The sequence below is a fragment of the Aeromonas sp. ASNIH1 genome, from assembly GCF_002934285.1.
GTDB lineage: Bacteria > Pseudomonadota > Gammaproteobacteria > Enterobacterales > Aeromonadaceae > Aeromonas > Aeromonas caviae.
On record NZ_CP026228.1, the window covers coordinates 4,346,299 to 4,363,257 of the forward strand.

The 16,959-nt window shown below is 57.5% G+C and carries 14 protein-coding genes and 4 pseudogenes; 4 read left to right on the top strand and 14 right to left on the bottom strand.

Translation table 11 applies throughout. The features are described 5' to 3' along the window. Positions 1–107 precede the first annotated feature (107 nt). The 14 genes and pseudogenes from C2U37_RS21010 to C2U37_RS21075 all read right to left on the bottom strand — a co-directional run. Positions 108–2,558 carry a DEAD/DEAH box helicase family protein gene (locus C2U37_RS21010; protein WP_233768431.1) on the bottom strand — a complete coding sequence of 817 codons (2,451 nt, stop codon included), beginning with the start codon at positions 2,556–2,558 and terminating at the stop codon, positions 108–110. 117 nt (positions 2,559–2,675) lie between these two features. Continuing rightward, the gene (locus C2U37_RS21015; RefSeq protein ID WP_104453006.1) at positions 2,676–3,260 is read right to left on the bottom strand and encodes a class I SAM-dependent methyltransferase; all 585 of its coding nucleotides are present in this window, start codon (positions 3,258–3,260) and stop codon (positions 2,676–2,678) included. A 347-nt stretch (positions 3,261–3,607) separates the two neighbouring features. Continuing rightward, positions 3,608–3,961, bottom strand: coding sequence for a hypothetical protein (locus tag C2U37_RS21020; protein ID WP_024941335.1), 354 nt, complete (start codon positions 3,959–3,961; stop codon positions 3,608–3,610). Between the two features lie 16 nt (positions 3,962–3,977). After that, positions 3,978–4,412 (bottom strand): annotated as a pseudogene (locus C2U37_RS21025) (helix-turn-helix domain-containing protein); the annotation flags it as partial. A gap of 55 nt (positions 4,413–4,467) precedes the next feature. Next, positions 4,468–5,397, bottom strand: a complete 930-nt coding sequence (locus C2U37_RS21030; protein ID WP_024941334.1) for an IS1595 family transposase — start codon at positions 5,395–5,397, stop codon at positions 4,468–4,470. A 562-nt stretch (positions 5,398–5,959) separates the two neighbouring features. After that, positions 5,960–7,555, bottom strand: a pseudogene (gene uvrA, locus C2U37_RS21035) (excinuclease ABC subunit UvrA); the annotation flags it as partial. Between the two features lie 83 nt (positions 7,556–7,638). Continuing rightward, complete coding sequence (gene csgH, locus C2U37_RS24750) at positions 7,639–7,947, bottom strand: curli-like amyloid fiber formation chaperone CsgH (protein WP_129146543.1); 309 nt, start codon at positions 7,945–7,947, stop codon at positions 7,639–7,641. A gap of 179 nt (positions 7,948–8,126) precedes the next feature. Then, positions 8,127–9,701, bottom strand: a complete 1,575-nt coding sequence (locus C2U37_RS21045; RefSeq protein ID WP_024941331.1) for a curlin — start codon at positions 9,699–9,701, stop codon at positions 8,127–8,129. Between the two features lie 34 nt (positions 9,702–9,735). Next, positions 9,736–10,257 carry a hypothetical protein gene (locus C2U37_RS21050; RefSeq protein WP_005895593.1) on the bottom strand — a complete coding sequence of 174 codons (522 nt, stop codon included), beginning with the start codon at positions 10,255–10,257 and terminating at the stop codon, positions 9,736–9,738. A gap of 265 nt (positions 10,258–10,522) precedes the next feature. After that, a complete protein-coding gene (locus C2U37_RS21055; protein WP_041204616.1) occupies positions 10,523–11,377 on the bottom strand; it encodes a CsgG/HfaB family protein in 855 nt (284 codons plus the stop codon). A 7-nt stretch (positions 11,378–11,384) separates the two neighbouring features. Then, positions 11,385–11,783: a curli assembly protein CsgF gene (locus C2U37_RS21060; protein WP_024941329.1), complete on the bottom strand. Its 399-nt coding sequence runs from the start codon at positions 11,781–11,783 to the stop codon at positions 11,385–11,387. A gap of 11 nt (positions 11,784–11,794) precedes the next feature. Continuing rightward, a complete protein-coding gene (locus C2U37_RS21065; protein ID WP_024941328.1) occupies positions 11,795–12,232 on the bottom strand; it encodes a curli production assembly/transport protein CsgE in 438 nt (145 codons plus the stop codon). After that, a complete protein-coding gene (locus C2U37_RS21070) occupies positions 12,232–12,876 on the bottom strand; it encodes a LuxR C-terminal-related transcriptional regulator (protein WP_024941327.1) in 645 nt (214 codons plus the stop codon). The genes C2U37_RS21065 and C2U37_RS21070 overlap by 1 nt, the downstream gene beginning before the upstream one ends. 258 nt (positions 12,877–13,134) lie before the next feature. Next, positions 13,135–13,558, bottom strand: a pseudogene (locus tag C2U37_RS21075) (ISAs1 family transposase); the annotation flags it as partial. Here C2U37_RS21075 and C2U37_RS21080 point away from each other — a divergent pair. The 4 genes and pseudogenes from C2U37_RS21080 to C2U37_RS24755 form a co-directional block, all read left to right on the top strand. After that, positions 13,558–14,360: pseudogene (locus tag C2U37_RS21080) on the top strand (IS3 family transposase); the annotation flags it as partial. The pseudogenes C2U37_RS21075 and C2U37_RS21080 overlap by 1 nt on opposite strands. A 52-nt stretch (positions 14,361–14,412) precedes the next feature. Then, positions 14,413–15,375, top strand: coding sequence for an IS5 family transposase (locus tag C2U37_RS21085; RefSeq protein WP_024941324.1), 963 nt, complete (start codon positions 14,413–14,415; stop codon positions 15,373–15,375). Positions 15,376–15,465: 90 nt separating this feature from the next. Then, the gene (locus C2U37_RS21090) at positions 15,466–16,413 is read left to right on the top strand and encodes an IS30-like element ISAs2 family transposase (protein WP_043171239.1); all 948 of its coding nucleotides are present in this window, start codon (positions 15,466–15,468) and stop codon (positions 16,411–16,413) included. A gap of 336 nt (positions 16,414–16,749) precedes the next feature. Further along, positions 16,750–16,917, top strand: a complete 168-nt coding sequence (locus tag C2U37_RS24755; protein WP_158512853.1) for a hypothetical protein — start codon at positions 16,750–16,752, stop codon at positions 16,915–16,917. The last annotated feature ends 42 nt before the right edge of the window (positions 16,918–16,959 follow it).

The window sequence follows — 16,959 nt, forward strand, 5'->3', positions numbered from 1 at the left end:
GGCCAGCGGTGACCGACCATCTCATCAATCAATCAAGGCGCCACTGGCGCCTTGATTGTTTTCACACTGCTGGTTTTTACACTGATCGTGCTATCGGATAGCCAGCCTTAAATCAGGGTCACCTGACGCGCTTTGGCATCAGGCGCCAGCGCCTGTTCCTCATCGTGGATAGTTGTGAAGGGCTCAGGGGAAATGGCGGCTGCCGATGCGATTTTGCGCTGCTGATATTGGGCCAGACGCAAGTCCAGCAGCTCTTGCACCATGCGATGCAGAGGATCGATATCCTCCTCACTCACCGCGAAGCGTGGGCAGAAGCGATCCTCCCTTACCTCGAACCAGTACTCCCCCTTGGCGCCTGGATTGCCGCCACTGCTGAACTTGATCGGATTGCTCTTCCAGTAACTGAGCCAAGCCGGGCTGTCGGCGCTCAGGGCTTGCTGCTTGGCCGGCAGATCGAGACGGGCCAGCTCGGGATGCCGCTCGAACAGGTAACGGGAGTGGCTGGCCAGCGCTGCCAAGGTGGGTGGCTCACGCAGACCGTCGAGTTCGAGCAAGGCCAATAGCAGGATCAACTTGAAGCTCTTGTTGAGCGCGGTGTTCTCCACCCCCGCACGCAGAAAGTCGCCGTGCCGGTTCAGCACGCGCAGCTCCTCCTCCCCCAGATCGCCCGCTTGGGCGAGCAGCTCAAACCAGCCCCCCTGTTTTTGGGTATCGAAACGCAGTTGCTCACCCAGCCGGGCAACCCAGGTTTGCCGCGCAGTGGGACGATAACCGAGGTACTCCTTGAGGATCTGATAGGTCTCAAGCAGAGTCGGTTGCTGCTGCCTTTTTAACAGCGCTAGCAACGGAAGCAGCTTGGGATCCAGATTGATAAAACAACCTGCCGCCAGCGTCATCGCCCTGTTTGCGTGCGTTGGCGAGTAGGTCAATTGCGTTTGCAGCAGCTGAGGCTTGTAGAGACACGCCTTGTGATTGCCCACCAGATCGATCACCACCAAGCGTTCTTTGCCTTGATAGAGGCGCAAGCCCCGCCCCAACTGTTGCAGGAACACGATGCGCGACTCGGTGGGACGCAGCATCAGCACGGTATCGATGGCGGGCAAGTCGGTGCCTTCGTTGAACAAATCTACCGAGAAGATGATATCGAGCTCGGCGGCGGCCAATTGCTCCTGGGCGGCTTGTCGCCCCTGACGGGAGCCCGCATAGACGGCTACCGCCCGCACTCCGGCTTGCTGGAAGACGCTGGCCATAAAATCGGCATGACGGGTCGAGATGCAGAAGGCCAGCGTGCGCTGCTGGCGTAAACGTCGCCACTGGCTAAGGGCGTGCTGAGCCCGCTTCTGACTGGCGAAGGCACTCTCCAGCGCATGGGGGTCAAACTGACCGTTGCGCCAAGGCAGCGCGGCATAGTCGATAGTGTCATCCAAAATGCCGTGATAGGTGAGCGGCACCAGCATCTTTTGCTCAATGGCGAGCGCCAGCCCCCGTTCAAAGACGAGATTGTTGTCGCACAGCGCCAGAATATCGGCCTGATCGGTGCGGTCAGGGGTCGCGGTCAGCCCGAGCAGGAAGCGGGGCTTGAAGTGGTTTAGCAAGCGCCGGTAGGAGGGTGAGGCGGCATGATGAAACTCATCGACCACCACGTAATCGAAGTGATCCGGTGCAAAGCGCAGCAGATGCCGACTCTTGCCCAGCGTCTGGATGGAGGCAAACAACCAGTCGGCCTCATCCTGCTGCTGACCGTGATAGAGGCCAGAATTTGCCTGCGGCGCCATGTGCAAGAAGGTCTGGCGCGCTTGGGTCAGGATCTCCTCCCGATGGGCAACAAACAGCAGGCGGGCCGCCTGCATCTGGCGCGCATCAAAAGCCGCGAGCCAAGTCTTACCAAGGCCGGTCGCCATGACCACCACGCCCCGTTTATGCCCCTGTGCCCGCGCGGCTTGCAGCGCCATCAGCGCCTCTTGCTGCACGCTGTTGGGGATGGGGGCTTCACGCAGTTGCTCGGCGCTGCTGCGATGATCCCCGGTGAGCACCCGCAACTCCCGCAGCGCGCTCTGCCGATAGCGAGCGAGGTAGCCATCTATCCAGTCGTGGGTAAGGAGCACGACCCGCGCGTCTTGCGCCAGCCGCTCGATTTGAGCCGCGAGCTGACGCAGGCTGTGATGCGGCTCGCTGGGTCCGCTCGGCTCAGCCCTGAGCGACCAGTTCCACTCCAGCGACTCGGTAAGGGCGGCGGCAGAGATATTGCTGGAGCCGAGAAACGCCTGACCACCGAGCACCGCTGGCGACCCTTCCTGGCCAACTTGCTGGCCTAGGTACTGGGCTGCGTGCTGGACAAACAGATAGGACTTGAGGTGAAAACCGCGATTGCCCTGACTCTGGTAGATCAGCGCGCAAGAGCGAGCGGGATCAAATTTGAGCAACTCGCGCAGCGCCACCGGCTGGGTCACCTCCAGATAGTCCGAGGTGATCACCCGAAGCCGTGCTCCTCGCGCCAGCGCCTCGTGCAGGGCACCGCGCAACAACACCAGCCCGCTTTGGCGAATGAAAGGAGACACACAACTCAATGCGGCTACCCTCGCCACAACGGGCGATGGCGTCCAGCAGATGTGGCAACAGGGGATCGTTGAACTCCGGATCCCCCGCCTCTCCCCCGCTGATGAGCACGGGTGCACTCATGACCCGACCTTGCGCACGATGGCGTTAAGCCAACACTCCTGCTCGCGGCCGGGGCGTCGATCCGCAGTCTGCCAGATCTCGACCTCGCTCAGCGGCAACGGCGTTATCAGGGCTTGCAGCCCCGCCTCATCCAACTGGGTGAAGGCTCGGCCATCGCGCTCGGTCTCGTCTACCCCATATTTGAACGAGCAATAGAGCAGACCACCGTCGGCGAGTTGCTGGCACAGATGGACCATTACGGCATCCAATTCGGCACGGGGAACATGCAGCAGACTGGCACAGGCCCAGATGGCATCGACCGGCGCGGGAGCCACGAACTGATCGAAACGGCACAGTTGCACCGGCTGACCAAGCAGGCGCTCGGCGCGCAGGGCCAGCTCCGCGCTGGCATCGAACGCAGTGACCTGAAAGCCCTGCTCTCGGAAGTAGAGACTGTCCCGACCAGAGCCGCAGCCCGCATCGACGATATGAGCGCCGGGAGCGAGCAGAGGCAGGAAGTGCTGATAAAGCGGCTGCATATCGACCGACAGCGTGCCTTCGACGAAGCTATCGGCGTGTTGGTTGTAGTAATCGATAGACATAGTAAGCAGGCACCTAGCAGAAAACGCCAAGATTAACAGAGAGATAGGGGTAAAAAAATCGAGTCAGCGCCATTTCAGACAATCCGCAGTACGGGAAGACCAACTGGCACCTTGATTATCTTCCCACTGATTGCAGCGACCAGAGTGATCTGCTCTTGGACAAGTAGAATCTTCACTACGAATTTACACTTGGATGGCTTGAGGCCGGTTCGCGCCCCAATAAACCGGCGATAAGCATCGTACGTTCTACGGGCTCTTTGTTGGAGTCAGCAACGAGCTGTGTGAAACTAGGGAAAGTGCGAACAAGTATCCCACGAACAAAAAATGAAAATTTTAGTCATTTAATATCAATGGGTTACCAGTAAATGCTCTCGTGCCATATGACTTATTCGCACCTTCCCTAAGGCATTGAATTCGGTTCTCACCCCTGTCAGGAATTGTTGCTGCGTTTGCTTCATCTCAACAAAGCCATGGCGAGCCTCACTGGCAGCCTGTTCGAACCGCTCCGCTCCCTGCAGCAGGCCATCTTGCAATCTGGCCAGCATTTCGGCTTGTTGCTTGAGTTGATCAGTAAGTGCAGCATTTTGGCTACCGGCTTGCTCAATTTGTTGTGTCACTTGTTCCAAGCGCTGCCCCAGTAGATCGGCGGCAGAACGGACATTGGTGGAGAGCAGGCCTAGCTGATTGGCACTGCTGTCCATATGCTTGCTGCTCTCTAAATCCCAGGGTAGCAACAAAGGCCTTTAGAGGCCGATTGCCGCGGCGGATAATGGTGAAATCGACCTGCATCTGTTTACCGGGGGCCGTTTCAAAACGGACGATGGTGCCAGAGGCGTCATGGCGCAGAGGCGATAACCAGGCCTTGAGCTGGGAGAGCCCGCCAGTGTAACCATGCTCTCGCAGTTCCCTGAGCAGAACCGTCGCCGGGATCCAGTGTGGCTTCGCTGCCTGGATACGCGCTTGCAGATAGGGTTTAAAAGGATCGAGCTTGGTTGGTCGGGCTGCTCGGTTGGGATAGATTGGCAGGCCCGGGTTGCGCAGATACTTGCGAACCGTGTTACGGGACACCCGCAATTGCTGGGCGATAGCCCGGATGCTCATGCCCTGACGGGCCAACACTCTGATTTCCACTGATAACTCCTGGGTCAACATGGGCGTGGCTCAAAAGCCACGATCTTGGCCCAGGTGGGTCAACTTTACTCCGGCGTTAGTGGGTCATTTTTACATCGGCGGTGACAGCCACGACTGCATGCCCCAATTCAACCAACATGCTCTTGAGGTCAAAACGATGATTAAACCGGAAGCAGTATTCCGCAAGATGCCTTGGTAAATGCTTCGCTCCGAGCGTATGGCAACTGCCCCGCAGCGAGTTTTTCACATTTCCTATCATCGTGTTTACCCAGTTGAATGCCGGATGATCCAACCAGTCCAGGTTGCCCCCGGTGACAACACCCAGGTGCTCACAATTGGCCTCCTTGACCGCTTTGAAACAGGCCAATCCATCGGATATCACCGCGCTACCACTGGCAATATGCCGTTTTGCCCAATCAGCAACGGACTTGGTTTTGAAACCATCGACCACCGTCATCCGCATCTTGATTGGATGTCCTTCCTTGTTCAGGGCCACTGCTGCCACAAACGGCGTCTTGCCTGCCGCGCCCCGACCCCGTTTGCCACCACGGCGCTCGCCACCCCAGTAGACATCATCGAGCTGAATGATGCCGCTGATGGGCTGCTTGTCATCGGACTCTTTCATGGCTTGCAGCAGCTTGTGCTTGAGCATCCAGGCGGTGTCATATTTGACGCCCAACTGGCGCTTTAGCTCCATTGCTGACAAGCCTGTTTTGGTTTGTGACAACAGGTGCATTGCCAGAAACCACTTGGTCAGTGGGAGCTTGGTGTTTGCGAAAATCGTGTTTCCAGTCAATGACATCTGGTGACGGCAGTGATTGCATTGCCACACACGTGGCCGCCTTCTCAGGCGACAACAGGTCTTGTTGGCACATTCAGGGCAGACAAAGCCGTTAGGAAAACGCCAAGTGAACAGCGCGTTTTCGCACTGAGCCTCAGTGCCATAGTCCTTGAGAAACTCAAACAGGCTGTAGCCTTTCTGGAATTGGATTTTGCTTTTGGCCATGATCTCGCACCTCGATAACTGTACGTAAGATCAGTATAGTTCGTGGTAACTGACTGCTAATCATGGGTAATCAGGTAAAATTTACCCATAAGCTGACATAAAGTGGCATCGACCTCTGCGCCTTCCCCTACGATGTTGTAATTTTACCACACCACCAACCTATTCAGCTTTCACACCAAGCATTCAGCTGCTTGGCGACTTCATACAGGCTGCTTGGGCATTGCAGAATGGGATTCTCAGCGATGAATTGCAGGAATTTGCCACGCAATGGCAATGGGTTTATAACCATGAGCGGCCTAATATGGCGCTGGGTGGCTACACGCCAAAGCAGCACCTGGCGCGGGCCGCCTGACCTCTACTTTTGAATGCCCCTGAATATGGGGGATTACCGGCAATTTTAGAAAAGGGCCGAGTCAAAAATCGACCTAGCAATCAAAGAGGAAGGTGCTACCCACTTATTCGCACCTTCCCTAGGAAAGTCAACATGATGGGACGACTGTTTCGCTCTTGAACTTTCTAACATTTGAAATCAGAGGGGGAGCCCGCATGCTGACCATCCCCTGAGGGTCTTGAGCAAGCGCTCGTTGTCCCGCTGGTGCAGGCCGATGGAGGGCTCATCCAGCACATACATGACCCCCACCAGACCGGCACCTATCTGGCTCGCCAAGCGGATGCGCTGGGCTTCGCCGCCGGAGAGGGTCTCGGCGCTGCGGGACAGGCTCAGATAGTTGAGGCCCACGTTGACCAGAAAACCGAGCCGCTCGACGATCTCTTTGAGGATCTTGTCCGCTATCTGGGCACGCTGGCCGGTGAGCGCCAGCCCCTCGAAGAAGGCCAGCGCATCGCCGATGGATTGTTCGGCGATGGCGGAGAGGTTGCGGTTATCGACGAATACGTGACGCGCCTCCTCCCGCAAACGGCTGCCGCCGCAACTGGTGCAGGACTTGTTGGCGATGTATTTGGAGAGCTCTTCGCGTACCGAGTTGGATTCGGTTTCCCGGTAGCGGCGCTCCATGTTGTGCAAGATCCCCTCGAAGGGGTGCTTGCGCACCACCACATCACCACGGTCGTTCATGTAGCGGAACTCGATCTCGGTTTTGCCCGAGCCCCGCAGCAATACTTCCTGCACCTTGGCGGGCAGATCCCCCCAAGGGAGCTCCAGATCGAACTGATAGTGCTCGGCGAGGGATTTCAGCATCTGGAAGTAATAGAAGCTGCGCTTGTCCCAGCCACGGATGGCGCCCCCTGCCAGGCTCTGGCTCGGATCGTGGATCAGCTTGGCGGGATCGAAGTACTGCTGCACACCCAGGCCGTCGCAGGTGGGGCAGGCACCGGCTGGGTTGTTGAAGGAGAAGATCCGCGGTTCGAGCTCCGACATGGAGTAACCGCACTCGGGGCAGGCGAAATTCGCCGAGAAGGTCATGGGTTCAACCCCCTCCTCCCCGTCCATGGGCACCACCAGCACGATGCCGCCGGAGAGGGTCAAGGCCGTCTCGAAGGACTCGGCGAGGCGCAGGGCCAGATCCTCGCGCACCTTGAAACGGTCGACCACCACTTCGATGGTGTGCTTCTTGTGCAGCTCCAGGCTGGGGGGATCCGAGAGGTCACACACCTCGCCATCGATGCGGGCACGGATATAACCCTGAGCCGCCAGGTTCTCCAGCAGCTTGCTGTGCTCCCCCTTGCGATCGCGCACCACGGGCGCCAGCAGCATCAGCTTGCTGCCTTCTGGCTGAGCCAACACCTGATCCACCATCTGGCTGATGGTCTGGGCGGCGAGCGGTATGGCATGGGTGGGGCAGCGAGGCTCACCCACCCGGGCAAACAGCAGGCGCAGATAGTCATAAATTTCGGTGATGGTGCCGACGGTCGAACGCGGGTTATGAGACGTAGACTTCTGTTCGATGGAGATGGCCGGCGACAAGCCCTCGATATGATCCACATCCGGCTTCTCCATCAGGGAGAGGAACTGGCGGGCATAGGCGGAGAGGGACTCCACATAACGGCGCTGGCCTTCGGCATAGAGGGTATCGAACGCCAAAGAAGACTTGCCGGAGCCAGAGAGGCCGGTGACCACGATCAGCTTGTCGCGGGGAAGAGTCAGATTGATGTTCTTGAGGTTGTGGGTGCGGGCACCCCGGATCACGATTTTTTCCATCTTGTTGCGCGCTCGATACGGTAACCAGAGCGGGCCAGTATGGCATAGAGACTACTGGATGAATAGACAGTCCAGACGGGAAATCATGGAGATGAGGGGCACTCGAATGTCTGGTCGATCTCGCTCAGCAACAAGGCCCCCTGCCACAGCTGCAACCGTATTCTTGCCTGATAGGGACAAGCCAGTCCCAGACTCAGTCGTCCCACGCCATGGGGCCGGTTGGCGACCAGTTCGGCCCCCCCGCTCTGGCGCTGATGACTGCGCCCCCCCGCCCCCTGGCTCCAGAGATCCAGGGCAAAGGTAACGGCCCCCGACTGGTCGCTTTGCAGGGTAGGGGCCAGGGAGAGGCCGGTCGGCCCCTGTTGGACATTGAGGCTTATCTTGGGGATCACCTTGGCCTCCTTGGCCGGTTCTGACTCGCCCGCCCATCCCGAGGGAGACAAGCTGAGCCATAGGAGCAGCATCACTAGCCGCCGGTGCAGGGGAGTGGTCTGATGGCATGGACCAGCCAGCCAGTCCCGGGTTCGCACCAATAAAAAAGGGGCCCGCAGGCCCCCGAATGTGCAAATCATCAGTTGCCGCCCTGATAAACATAGGCGTGGTTGTTGCTGCCATAGACATCGACCTGAGCCGTGTTGAAGCTCGCAGTCTGTACCACATCGACCAGGTTGCCACCGCCATTCATACCGGCGTTGACATAGACGTCGGCCACATGGTTGTTGCCGGTCTGGCTGACGGTCAGATCGTTGTCGCTACCCAGGTAGGACTCGACAGAGGCGTTGTTCAGGTCGCCGGTCTGGGTCACGGTCACGGTAGAGCCGGAGTGGGACGCATCGGCATAGGCCCAGTTGTCGTTGCCGGTCTGGGCCACGGTCAGCTCGTTGTCTGAACCCCAGGTCCAGGCGCCTTTGCCTTGCACATCACGCGCGGCCGCCACCTGGTTGCGATCCCCTTGCTGGTCGATGGCGATCTGGTTGTTGCTGCCCGCTTCCTGCACCGCGTTGGCGTAGTTGTCATCACCGCTCTGATCTATGGTCACCACGCCAGCGGTGCTGCTCGCCAGCTGCTTGACCACGGCCTGGTTGCCGTCACCCATCTGATCGACACTGGCCTGGTTGCCCGACCCTCTCTGCTCGGTATCGGCCAGGTTACCGTCACCCACCTGGGTGATGGAGCTCTGCTCACCGACACCGCCCTGATAGGCAGTGGCCAAGTTGTCATCGCCCAGCTGATCGATGGTCAATGCATCGTCACGGCCAGTCTGGCTGGTTTCGATCTCATTACGGTTGCCAACCTGGGTCAGGGTGGCGCTCTCGTTGGTACCAGCCTGATTGGCGGTCAGGGTGTTGCCCTCACCGGCCGCAGAGCCAGACTGCGCCGTCTTCACATAGCCATCGACACCGCTCTGGGTGACATAAGCCTTGTTATCGAGATCGCGCTGGTCGACCAGGGCCTCGTTGCCGCTACCCGATTGAGTCACCTTTGCCAGAGTCCCCTCCGGATAGGCGTAACCATAATTATTGGTGGCCTGAGTGACGGTGGCTTTGTTCAACTGACCGGATTGGGCCACCTGAGCTTCGGCACCATCGGCAATCTGCTGGGAAACGCTGGCTTCGTGACTGTTGCCAAGCTGGCTGACGTTGGCGATGGCTTTATCGGACCAATAGTTGTTGATGCTGGCATCGTTGTTGTTGCCAACCTGACTCACGGTGGAGCTGGCACCATCACCGTTATCCTGCATCACGTCGGCACTGTTGTGGTTGCCGACCTGGGCCACGGAGGCGTGGGAGCCTTCGTTGAACACCTGCTGGGTCACGGTCGCGACGTTGAAGTTGCCTGTGCTTGCCACCTGGGCGACGGATCCTGCGGTGCTGGACTCCTGGGTCACCAGGGCATCGTTGCCTGCCCCGACCTGAGCCACACTGGCTTCGGACTGGCTGGTGTTTTTCTGGATGGTCTTCGCTTCGTTGTCGGCACCAATCTGGCTGATACTCGCCTGATTGTGGTTGCTGCTATCGATCTGCTCGACGGTGGCCAAGTTGTTGTTGCCGGTCTGGGCGACGGTCGCCTGGTTGTTGGCGGAAGCCGCCCAGACGCTGGAAGTAGCCAGTAATACGGCAGAGGCGATGATGGTACGTTTGAACATGATTTCCCTCTCGTGCTTTGGTGTGAGCCTGGGCTCAGTTGGTTTGAACTACTCTCACTTGCTGGTTGGCGCCCGTCTGAATGACGGTGGCCGATAGGCCGGAGCCGTTTTGCTCTATGCTGGCCAAGTTGCCATCACCGAGCTGAACGGCCCGTGCCCTGTTGTCATATCCGCTCTGGCTGATCCAGGCCTGGTTGTCCATCCCCTGTTGCCACAGCCAGATCTGGTTGCCGATACCGGCCTGGTAGAGCTCGGCGCTGTTGCCAACTCCGAGCTGGACCGCATCTACCCAGTTGTTGTCGCCGACTTGATCCAGTCGCAGTTGCTGCTGCTGGCCCTGTTGCATCAGGCGGATCTGGTTGTCATTGCCTGACTGGCTGAGCTGCAATTCGTTATCCGAGCCAAGCTGCCAGAGGTGGGCCTGGTTGCCCTCCCCCCGCTGAACCAGCTCAAGCTCGTTGCCCTGACCCAGTTCACTCAGGGAAGCCAGGTCCTGCGCCAATGCGGGCAGGCCTAGCAGACTCATGATCAGCAGGACGGGATTCAGGTATTTCATCTGTGATTACCTTTTTGAAGTGCGGGTCCAGTATCCCCAGCCCCCCGGGCCAGGGCCATCAGGCACACAGCTGATTCGAGGCTGATTCGGATCCAGGGTTTGTCTGGTAGAAAAGGCTGAGGTCAAGCTGAGCCATGCCTCTTTTTTGCAGGTGTCGCGCCAAGGGATGGAGGGGGGATAGACCATGAAAACAGGCCCATGATGGGCCTGTGGAGAGGAGCTGAAAGGGGCAAGCGATAGATAGAAACTAGCGACGCTGCCTCGACTAGAGGATGGGGGCGCTGTCTTGCAGATAACCCTGCAGTATGGGGTTTTCCATGTCCCGCGCATCGGCCAGCTGCCAGAGGTTGTCTCGCACCCCGTTGGCAATGAGCCGGATCACCGCCGATTCGATGGCAGACATGACGCACATCTGTACCGGTTCGTTGGTGCTAAAGCCCGCCTCGGCCTCCAGCAAGCGCTTGTACTCGACGAAACGGAACACTCCGGCCTGCACCTGCTGGGACAAGATGGTCTTGGAGGTGGTGACGCTGTTGAGAATCCGGCCGGAGCGGATATCGACGGCCCTCAGATTGACGGTCACCTGATCGACCCGGTATTCGCCACTCGCCCCTATGCCGAAGTACTTGGCCCCGGCACCGCCGGTACGCACATTGCTGTCATAGGCCACTATGCCCCCTTCGATCAGGATATTGGCCGCCACCAGAGAGGGTAATTGATGCTGATTATTGCCGGGCACATTGGGTTTGTTTTGCGTGGCCCGCACTATCTTGCGCTCGGTCAGCAGGTTCTGCAGCCCTTCCCGCTCCAGAGGCACGAACCACTGGGAGTCCCATAGCGCCGTGCTCAGCATGGCGACCCCACCCTGGGTCACTGCGGTGGAGAAGTTGGAGGCTGGGGCTGGCAGATACTGACCGGTCTGATCGCGAAAATCATAGACGGCGGCCACTATCTTGCCCTTGGGTTTGGGCAGGCTGATCAACTCTTTGTAGGAGATGGATCTCGGCATCAGGGTCGCCTTCTCATCCGCCTCGGGAGAGCCTATATGGGTAGCACACCCCCCCAGAGCAAACAGAATGGCGAGCAAAGGCAGGGCGGTAAATAACGGTGTCCTTGTCATAACGTCCTCAGTCGGCGATCAGGCCATTCACTTCTATCATGGTGGTTTCATTCGTCGATCTGTCGGTAATGGAAACGGCAAGAGTGCCATCCTCATCCACCACATTGATCGCAAACTCGTCGGTGACCAGGCTACCGCTTTGACTGCCATCCTTGCCGATGTCGGCCAGCAGTTGGCTCACCAGCCGCGATTGCAGACTGGAGGTGAGTCTGTCCAGAGCCGAGGTGCCGCTGCTGCTGCCAGTGGAGGGATCCTTGTAGTCGTTCTGGGCGTTAGCCGTGCCCAGCAGATGACTGCTGTTGAGCGGGTTACCGCCAAAGCTGGGGTTAGTAGGCCGATAGATAAGCTCGGAGGCAGAAGCGGTCATGCTGACCGTCAGTGCCAGAAGCAGGAGGCGTGAGCACATATGCTATATCCTTATAGTTCATCGTGTTCCAGATCGAAGGTATCCATGAACAGGATGGCGACCTTCTGCTGTTGTAAAATTTCGTTCACTTGGACCCAGGCCTGCTGCGCTGCAGCTTCTCCCTGACTGCGCACCGGGGAGAGGGCCGTCCTAAACAGCACCTTGCGATTGTGGGTGATCCAGATCAGGCTGCCCCAGCGCGCAGTCGGCCGCTCATGTATGGTGATGTTCTCCCGCGCATTCGGATCCTCGTCCTCTCGCAATCGGCTGAAGTGATGATAAAAAACCTGACCGAAACGGGTGAAGGTACGGTCTATCACCAGACCCCCAATCTCTATCCTGTCGCTCTCCTGCTCGGGTTGCAGCGATTCCAGAGGCGTGTTGGCATCCCCTTCATTGGCAGCTAGGGCACCAGAGATCAACCAGAGACAGAGCAGCCAAGTTCGCATCAGTAGGAGCTCGTCATATCGAGGTAATCTTTAGCCCAGCTCACGGCTTGCAACCGATTCTTGACGTTCAACTTCTTGAAGACGTTATAAAGGTGGGACTTGATGGTGTGCTCGCTGACAAACAGGGTGTCAGCTATCTCGGTATTGGAGGCTCCCGTCATCAAATAGCGAATGATCTCGCGCTCTCGGACCGTCAGCAGATTCTGGCTGCGTTGGGCTGGCTCCATGCCCTGTCGGTAATAATGGACCAGCTCGCACATCAGATGACGCGGGATCCAAAACTCCCCCAGCATCACCTTCTTGATACCGGCTACCAAGTGATCCAAGGGATCCTGACGAAAGAAGAGACCGCTGGTATTGGGCCACAGCAGCAGCAGATCGCGATTCGTGCTGGTCGGCGCATTGAGTAATATCGTGCTGGCCGATTCGAAGGCGGCTATATCCCGGCTCCAGCCAAACTGCTGGCTCGACTTGAGATAGTCCAGATCGATCAGGAACAGGTTGCAATTCTCGATAGCCAATAGTTGATCGGGATGGCTAATCAGGCGTATTGGTTCACCGAGTTGGGCCATCAGGTAGGTGGTGAAGGTCGTCGCCTGAACATTGCCTTCGGTCACGAGTACCAATGGAATCTCTGTCGTCATGGAGCTCTTCCTTGAACTGTGTGCCTATCGGCTTGAATAGTTTTTATTCGCCAATAATGGTCGCAAGAGAGTATCAAACACCGGTTTTTATACAGCATTAAAAAAGCATTAGACGTCATTAAAACTCGATGGAAAATTTTTTTTGTAGAAAATACAATGATCTATGATCCACCCCATTTAGGGGGGGGCAGCAATGAGACATCGATATGCCAACTGTCATTATACCTTTAGCCCCAGGGTGAGAGCGTGAACATTTTGTTAAAATTCACCCAATTTTTTCAGGCCCGCATTGAGTACCGTTTCCAGATATTCGCTGCTCATTCCTGCTATTTTTTGCTTCCGTCTTACGCTCGCCTTACGTGAAGTCTCGGCCCTGAGCATGTTCAGCCCCATGTGCCGGATGCACGCTAAAATCTCTGCCGCATCACCCCGATAGATTGGGCAATCATCCTCGCCCATCGTGACATCCAGTACCAAGTACCCAGTACAGGCTATTTTCGATGGCCCAGTGCCCACGCACCGCCCGAGAAAACTCATCCCGCTCCAGCGTTTTTGAACAGATGAAGTAGTGATGTTCAAGGGTGGCTTTTTTCATGTTTTCAATGCGATAAGAGATGGCCACGCCAATGCTGTGCAACTGTTCCCAATGAGGAAACTGGGCGGCCAACTCGCCCGCCGCCACCCATCCCCGAGCTATGCCGCGAGCATGGCATCAGCAGCGCCACCTTCTACAAGTGGCGCGCCAAGTTCGGCGGCATGGACGCCTCCCTCATGGCTCGTCTCAAGGACCTCCAGGAGGAAAATCGCCGCCTCAAGAAGATGTATGCCGAGGAGCGCCTCAAAGCCGACATCCTCCAGGAGGCCATGGCAATAAAGTGGTGACGCCATCTACCCGCCGGGAGATGGCCACCCAGGCGGTCGCTCACTGCGCCCTCTCCATCCGGCTCGCCTGTCGGGTGTTCGGGGTCAGCGAAGGCTGCTATCGCTACCAACCGGTACTGGCCGAAGAGAACCAGCTCATCGCCGACTGGCTGCTGCGCATCACAGCCAGCCAGCGCAACTGGGGCTTCGGGCTCTGCTTCCTCTATTTGCGCAACGTCAAAGGGTTTGGCTGGAACCACAAGCGGGTGTACCGGATTTATCGGAAACTGGAGCTCAACCTGCGGATAAAACCCAGGAAACGGCTGGTGCGTGCAAAACCGGCGGCGTTGGCGGTTCCTGCAAAACCCAATACCTGCTGGTCGATGGACTTCATGCATGACCAGCTGTCCGATGGACGCTCGGTGCGGTTGTTCAATGTGATAGATGATTTCAACCGGGAAGCGTTATGTATCGAAGTCGATTTTTCGCTTCCCGCCTCGCGGGTCAAACGGGCGTTGGAGCAGGTGATAGCGTGGCGTGGCAAACCGGCGGCCATCCGCTGTGATAACGGTCCGGAATACATCAGCGAGGAGCTCAAACGCTGGGGAAGGTGCGAACAAGTCCTTGATGTGAGATCATCGCCACATCATTTTGGCATCAGGGACGAAGCTCAACGTGACTCATCAATTGACATTTGCCGACAGCGAGTTCCACAGCAAACGCCGTCAAACTCGAAAAGAAGCGTTCTTTGCCCGTATGGAGGCGTTGCTGCCCTGGTCAAGAATGCTGGCCGTGATTGAGCCCGTTTATCCCAAGTCCGGCAATGGTCGTCGCCCCTATCCGCTGGAGACCATGTTGCGTATCCACTGCATCCAGCAGTGGTACAACCTCAGTGACGGAGCGATGGAGGACGCGCTCTACGAGATTGCCTCCATGCGCCTCTTTGCCAAGCTTTCCCTCGACCAAGCTATCCCTGACCGTACCACCATCATGAACTTCCGCCATCGGCTGGAGCAGCACCAACTGGCTCGCCAGCTCTTCGAGTCCATCAATCAGTGGCTCTCTGACGCCGGCATCATGATGACTCAGGGGACCTTGGTTGATGCCACTATCATCGAGGCCCCCAGTTCGACCAAAAACAAGCGCCAGCAGCGCGACCCCGAGATGCACCAAACCAAGAAGGGCAACCAGTGGCACTTTGGCATGAAGGCCCATATCGGCGTCGATGCCAAAAGCGGCCTGACCCATAGCCTGGCAACCACCGCGGCCAATGAGCACGACCTCAATCAAGCCGGCAATCTGCTGCACGGGAAGGAGGAATTTGTGTTTGGTGATGCCGGTTACCAAGGGGCACCCAAGCGTGAGGAGTTGGCTGGGGTAAAGGTCGAATGGGCCATTACCGAACGCCCAGGCAAGGTCAAAGCGCTCAAACAACGTCCGCGCAAGAACAAGGCCGTTATCCAGTTTGAAAGACTCAAGGCCAGCATCCGAGCCAAGGTTGAACACCCATTCCGGCTCATCAAGCGTCAGTTTGGCTTCGTCAAAGCGCGGTACAAGGGGCTGATGAAGAACGACAATCAATTGGCGATGCTGTTTACGCTGGCGAACCTGTTCCGAGTGGATCGGGAATTCAGATAATAAGTGCGACACTCATGGATGAATGGCGAGAGGTGGCCAACTGCTGATTGGTGGTACCCTTCTGCTCGCCAAAGTATAAGCAGTATCACCATGAGCTATCAGCAGTTGACCGAGGGGCAACGATACCAGTTATCGGTGCTTCGCGCACAGGGGATGTCCATCCTTGCCACCGCACGCGCCATTGGCGTTCATCGCTCCACCCTCTACCGGGAGCTGCGTCGTAACGCCGGGCCGCAGGGCTACCAGCCAGACAATGCGCATCAGCACGCCACCCACCGACGGGCCAGTGCGGCCAAATCTCGGCTATCTGCCGATGTCATCCAGTTTGTCGAGCTGACACTCGCCTGGTGGTGGAGCCCGGAGCAGATAAGCACGGTGGGCAAGCAGATAGGCCTCATGGTGAGTCACGAGTGGATATACCGCCATGTGGCCGCCGACAAAGCCCGGGGTGGCCAGTTGTACCGCCATCTGCGCCAGGGCCACAAGCGCTACCGCAAGGGGGCGAGCAGCCTGCGTTCTCCCATCAAGGAAGCCCGCTCTATTGATGAACGGCCGGCTATCGTCGATAGCCGGGAGCGGCTCGGTGATTGGGAGGCGGACACGGTGCTGGGCAAGCAAGGCACAGGTGCACTGGTCACCCTGGTGGAGCGCAAGAGCCGGCTCTATCTGGTCAAGCGGGTCGCGAGCAAACAGGCTGGGGTGGTGCGGGATGCGATAATCGAGATGTTAACGCCCTACATCGAGCAGGTGCATACTATCACCTTTGACAACGGCGGCGAGTTTGCCGAACACAAGGCGATAGAGGAAGCGCTGGGTGCCGAGACTTACTTTGCGCACCCTTACTCTTCGTGGGAGCGCGGTCTGAACGAGAACAGCAATGGGCTGTTGAGGCAGTTTATCCCAAAGGGAACAGACCTGAGAGAGGTCACGGACGAGGATGTCAGGAGAGCGGAGCAGTGGCTCAACCTACGACCTCGGAAATGTCTCGGATTCAGGCAGCCTGTCAAGGTATTCGAAGAGTACCGTCAGGCGGCATAGGCGAGTGTCGCACTTCGAAGTTGAATTCGCGGATCAATTGATAAGGGCACAGGAAAGATCTACCTAAAATCGGGGAATACCCCCAGAAAGGGGGTGAAAATGGTTATAAAGCCTGATTTTTGAAGAAAATGGGGCAATTTTAGAAAAGGGCCGAGTCAAAAATCGACCTAGCAATCAAAGAGGAAGGTGCTACCCACTTATTCGCACCTTCCCTTGTGTGACTACCAACATCTCGGTGTTTTGCTATCTGATTAAACCCTTCCTGATTACCCATGATTAGCAGTCAGTTACCACGAACTATACTGATCTTACGTACAGTTATCGAGGTGCGAGATCATGGCCAAAAGCAAAATCCAATTCCAGAAAGTCACCACACACATCACAGATAACATCTACGACCTGCTCCGTCGGAACTATCGCTTTTACCAACATATTGCCTCCCGCATTATCTCAACACGCAACCTGTTTACCCCCGGCAAGAGCCCCATCGGACGTTGTGGGTGATGCCACCATCTTGCCAGCTCTTCTTTAAAACCGGTTTAAGCC

Coding starts and splice junctions, on each gene's coding strand:
- C2U37_RS21015 (WP_104453006.1), bottom strand. CDS start 3,260: ATGTCTATCGATTACTACAACCAACACGCCGATAGCTTCGTCGAAGGC.
- C2U37_RS21020 (WP_024941335.1), bottom strand. CDS start 3,961: ATGGACAGCAGTGCCAATCAGCTAGGCCTGCTCTCCACCAATGTCCGT.
- C2U37_RS21030 (WP_024941334.1), bottom strand. CDS start 5,397: ATGGCCAAAAGCAAAATCCAATTCCAGAAAGGCTACAGCCTGTTTGAG.
- C2U37_RS21045 (WP_024941331.1), bottom strand. CDS start 9,701: ATGTTCAAACGTACCATCATCGCCTCTGCCGTATTACTGGCTACTTCC.
- C2U37_RS21050 (WP_005895593.1), bottom strand. CDS start 10,257: ATGAAATACCTGAATCCCGTCCTGCTGATCATGAGTCTGCTAGGCCTG.
- C2U37_RS21055 (WP_041204616.1), bottom strand. CDS start 11,377: ATGACAAGGACACCGTTATTTACCGCCCTGCCTTTGCTCGCCATTCTG.
- C2U37_RS21060 (WP_024941329.1), bottom strand. CDS start 11,783: ATGTGCTCACGCCTCCTGCTTCTGGCACTGACGGTCAGCATGACCGCT.
- C2U37_RS21065 (WP_024941328.1), bottom strand. CDS start 12,232: ATGCGAACTTGGCTGCTCTGTCTCTGGTTGATCTCTGGTGCCCTAGCT.
- C2U37_RS21070 (WP_024941327.1), bottom strand. CDS start 12,876: ATGACGACAGAGATTCCATTGGTACTCGTGACCGAAGGCAATGTTCAG.
- C2U37_RS21090 (WP_043171239.1), top strand. CDS start 15,466: ATGAGCTATCAGCAGTTGACCGAGGGGCAACGATACCAGTTATCGGTG.
- C2U37_RS24755 (WP_158512853.1), top strand. CDS start 16,750: ATGGCCAAAAGCAAAATCCAATTCCAGAAAGTCACCACACACATCACA.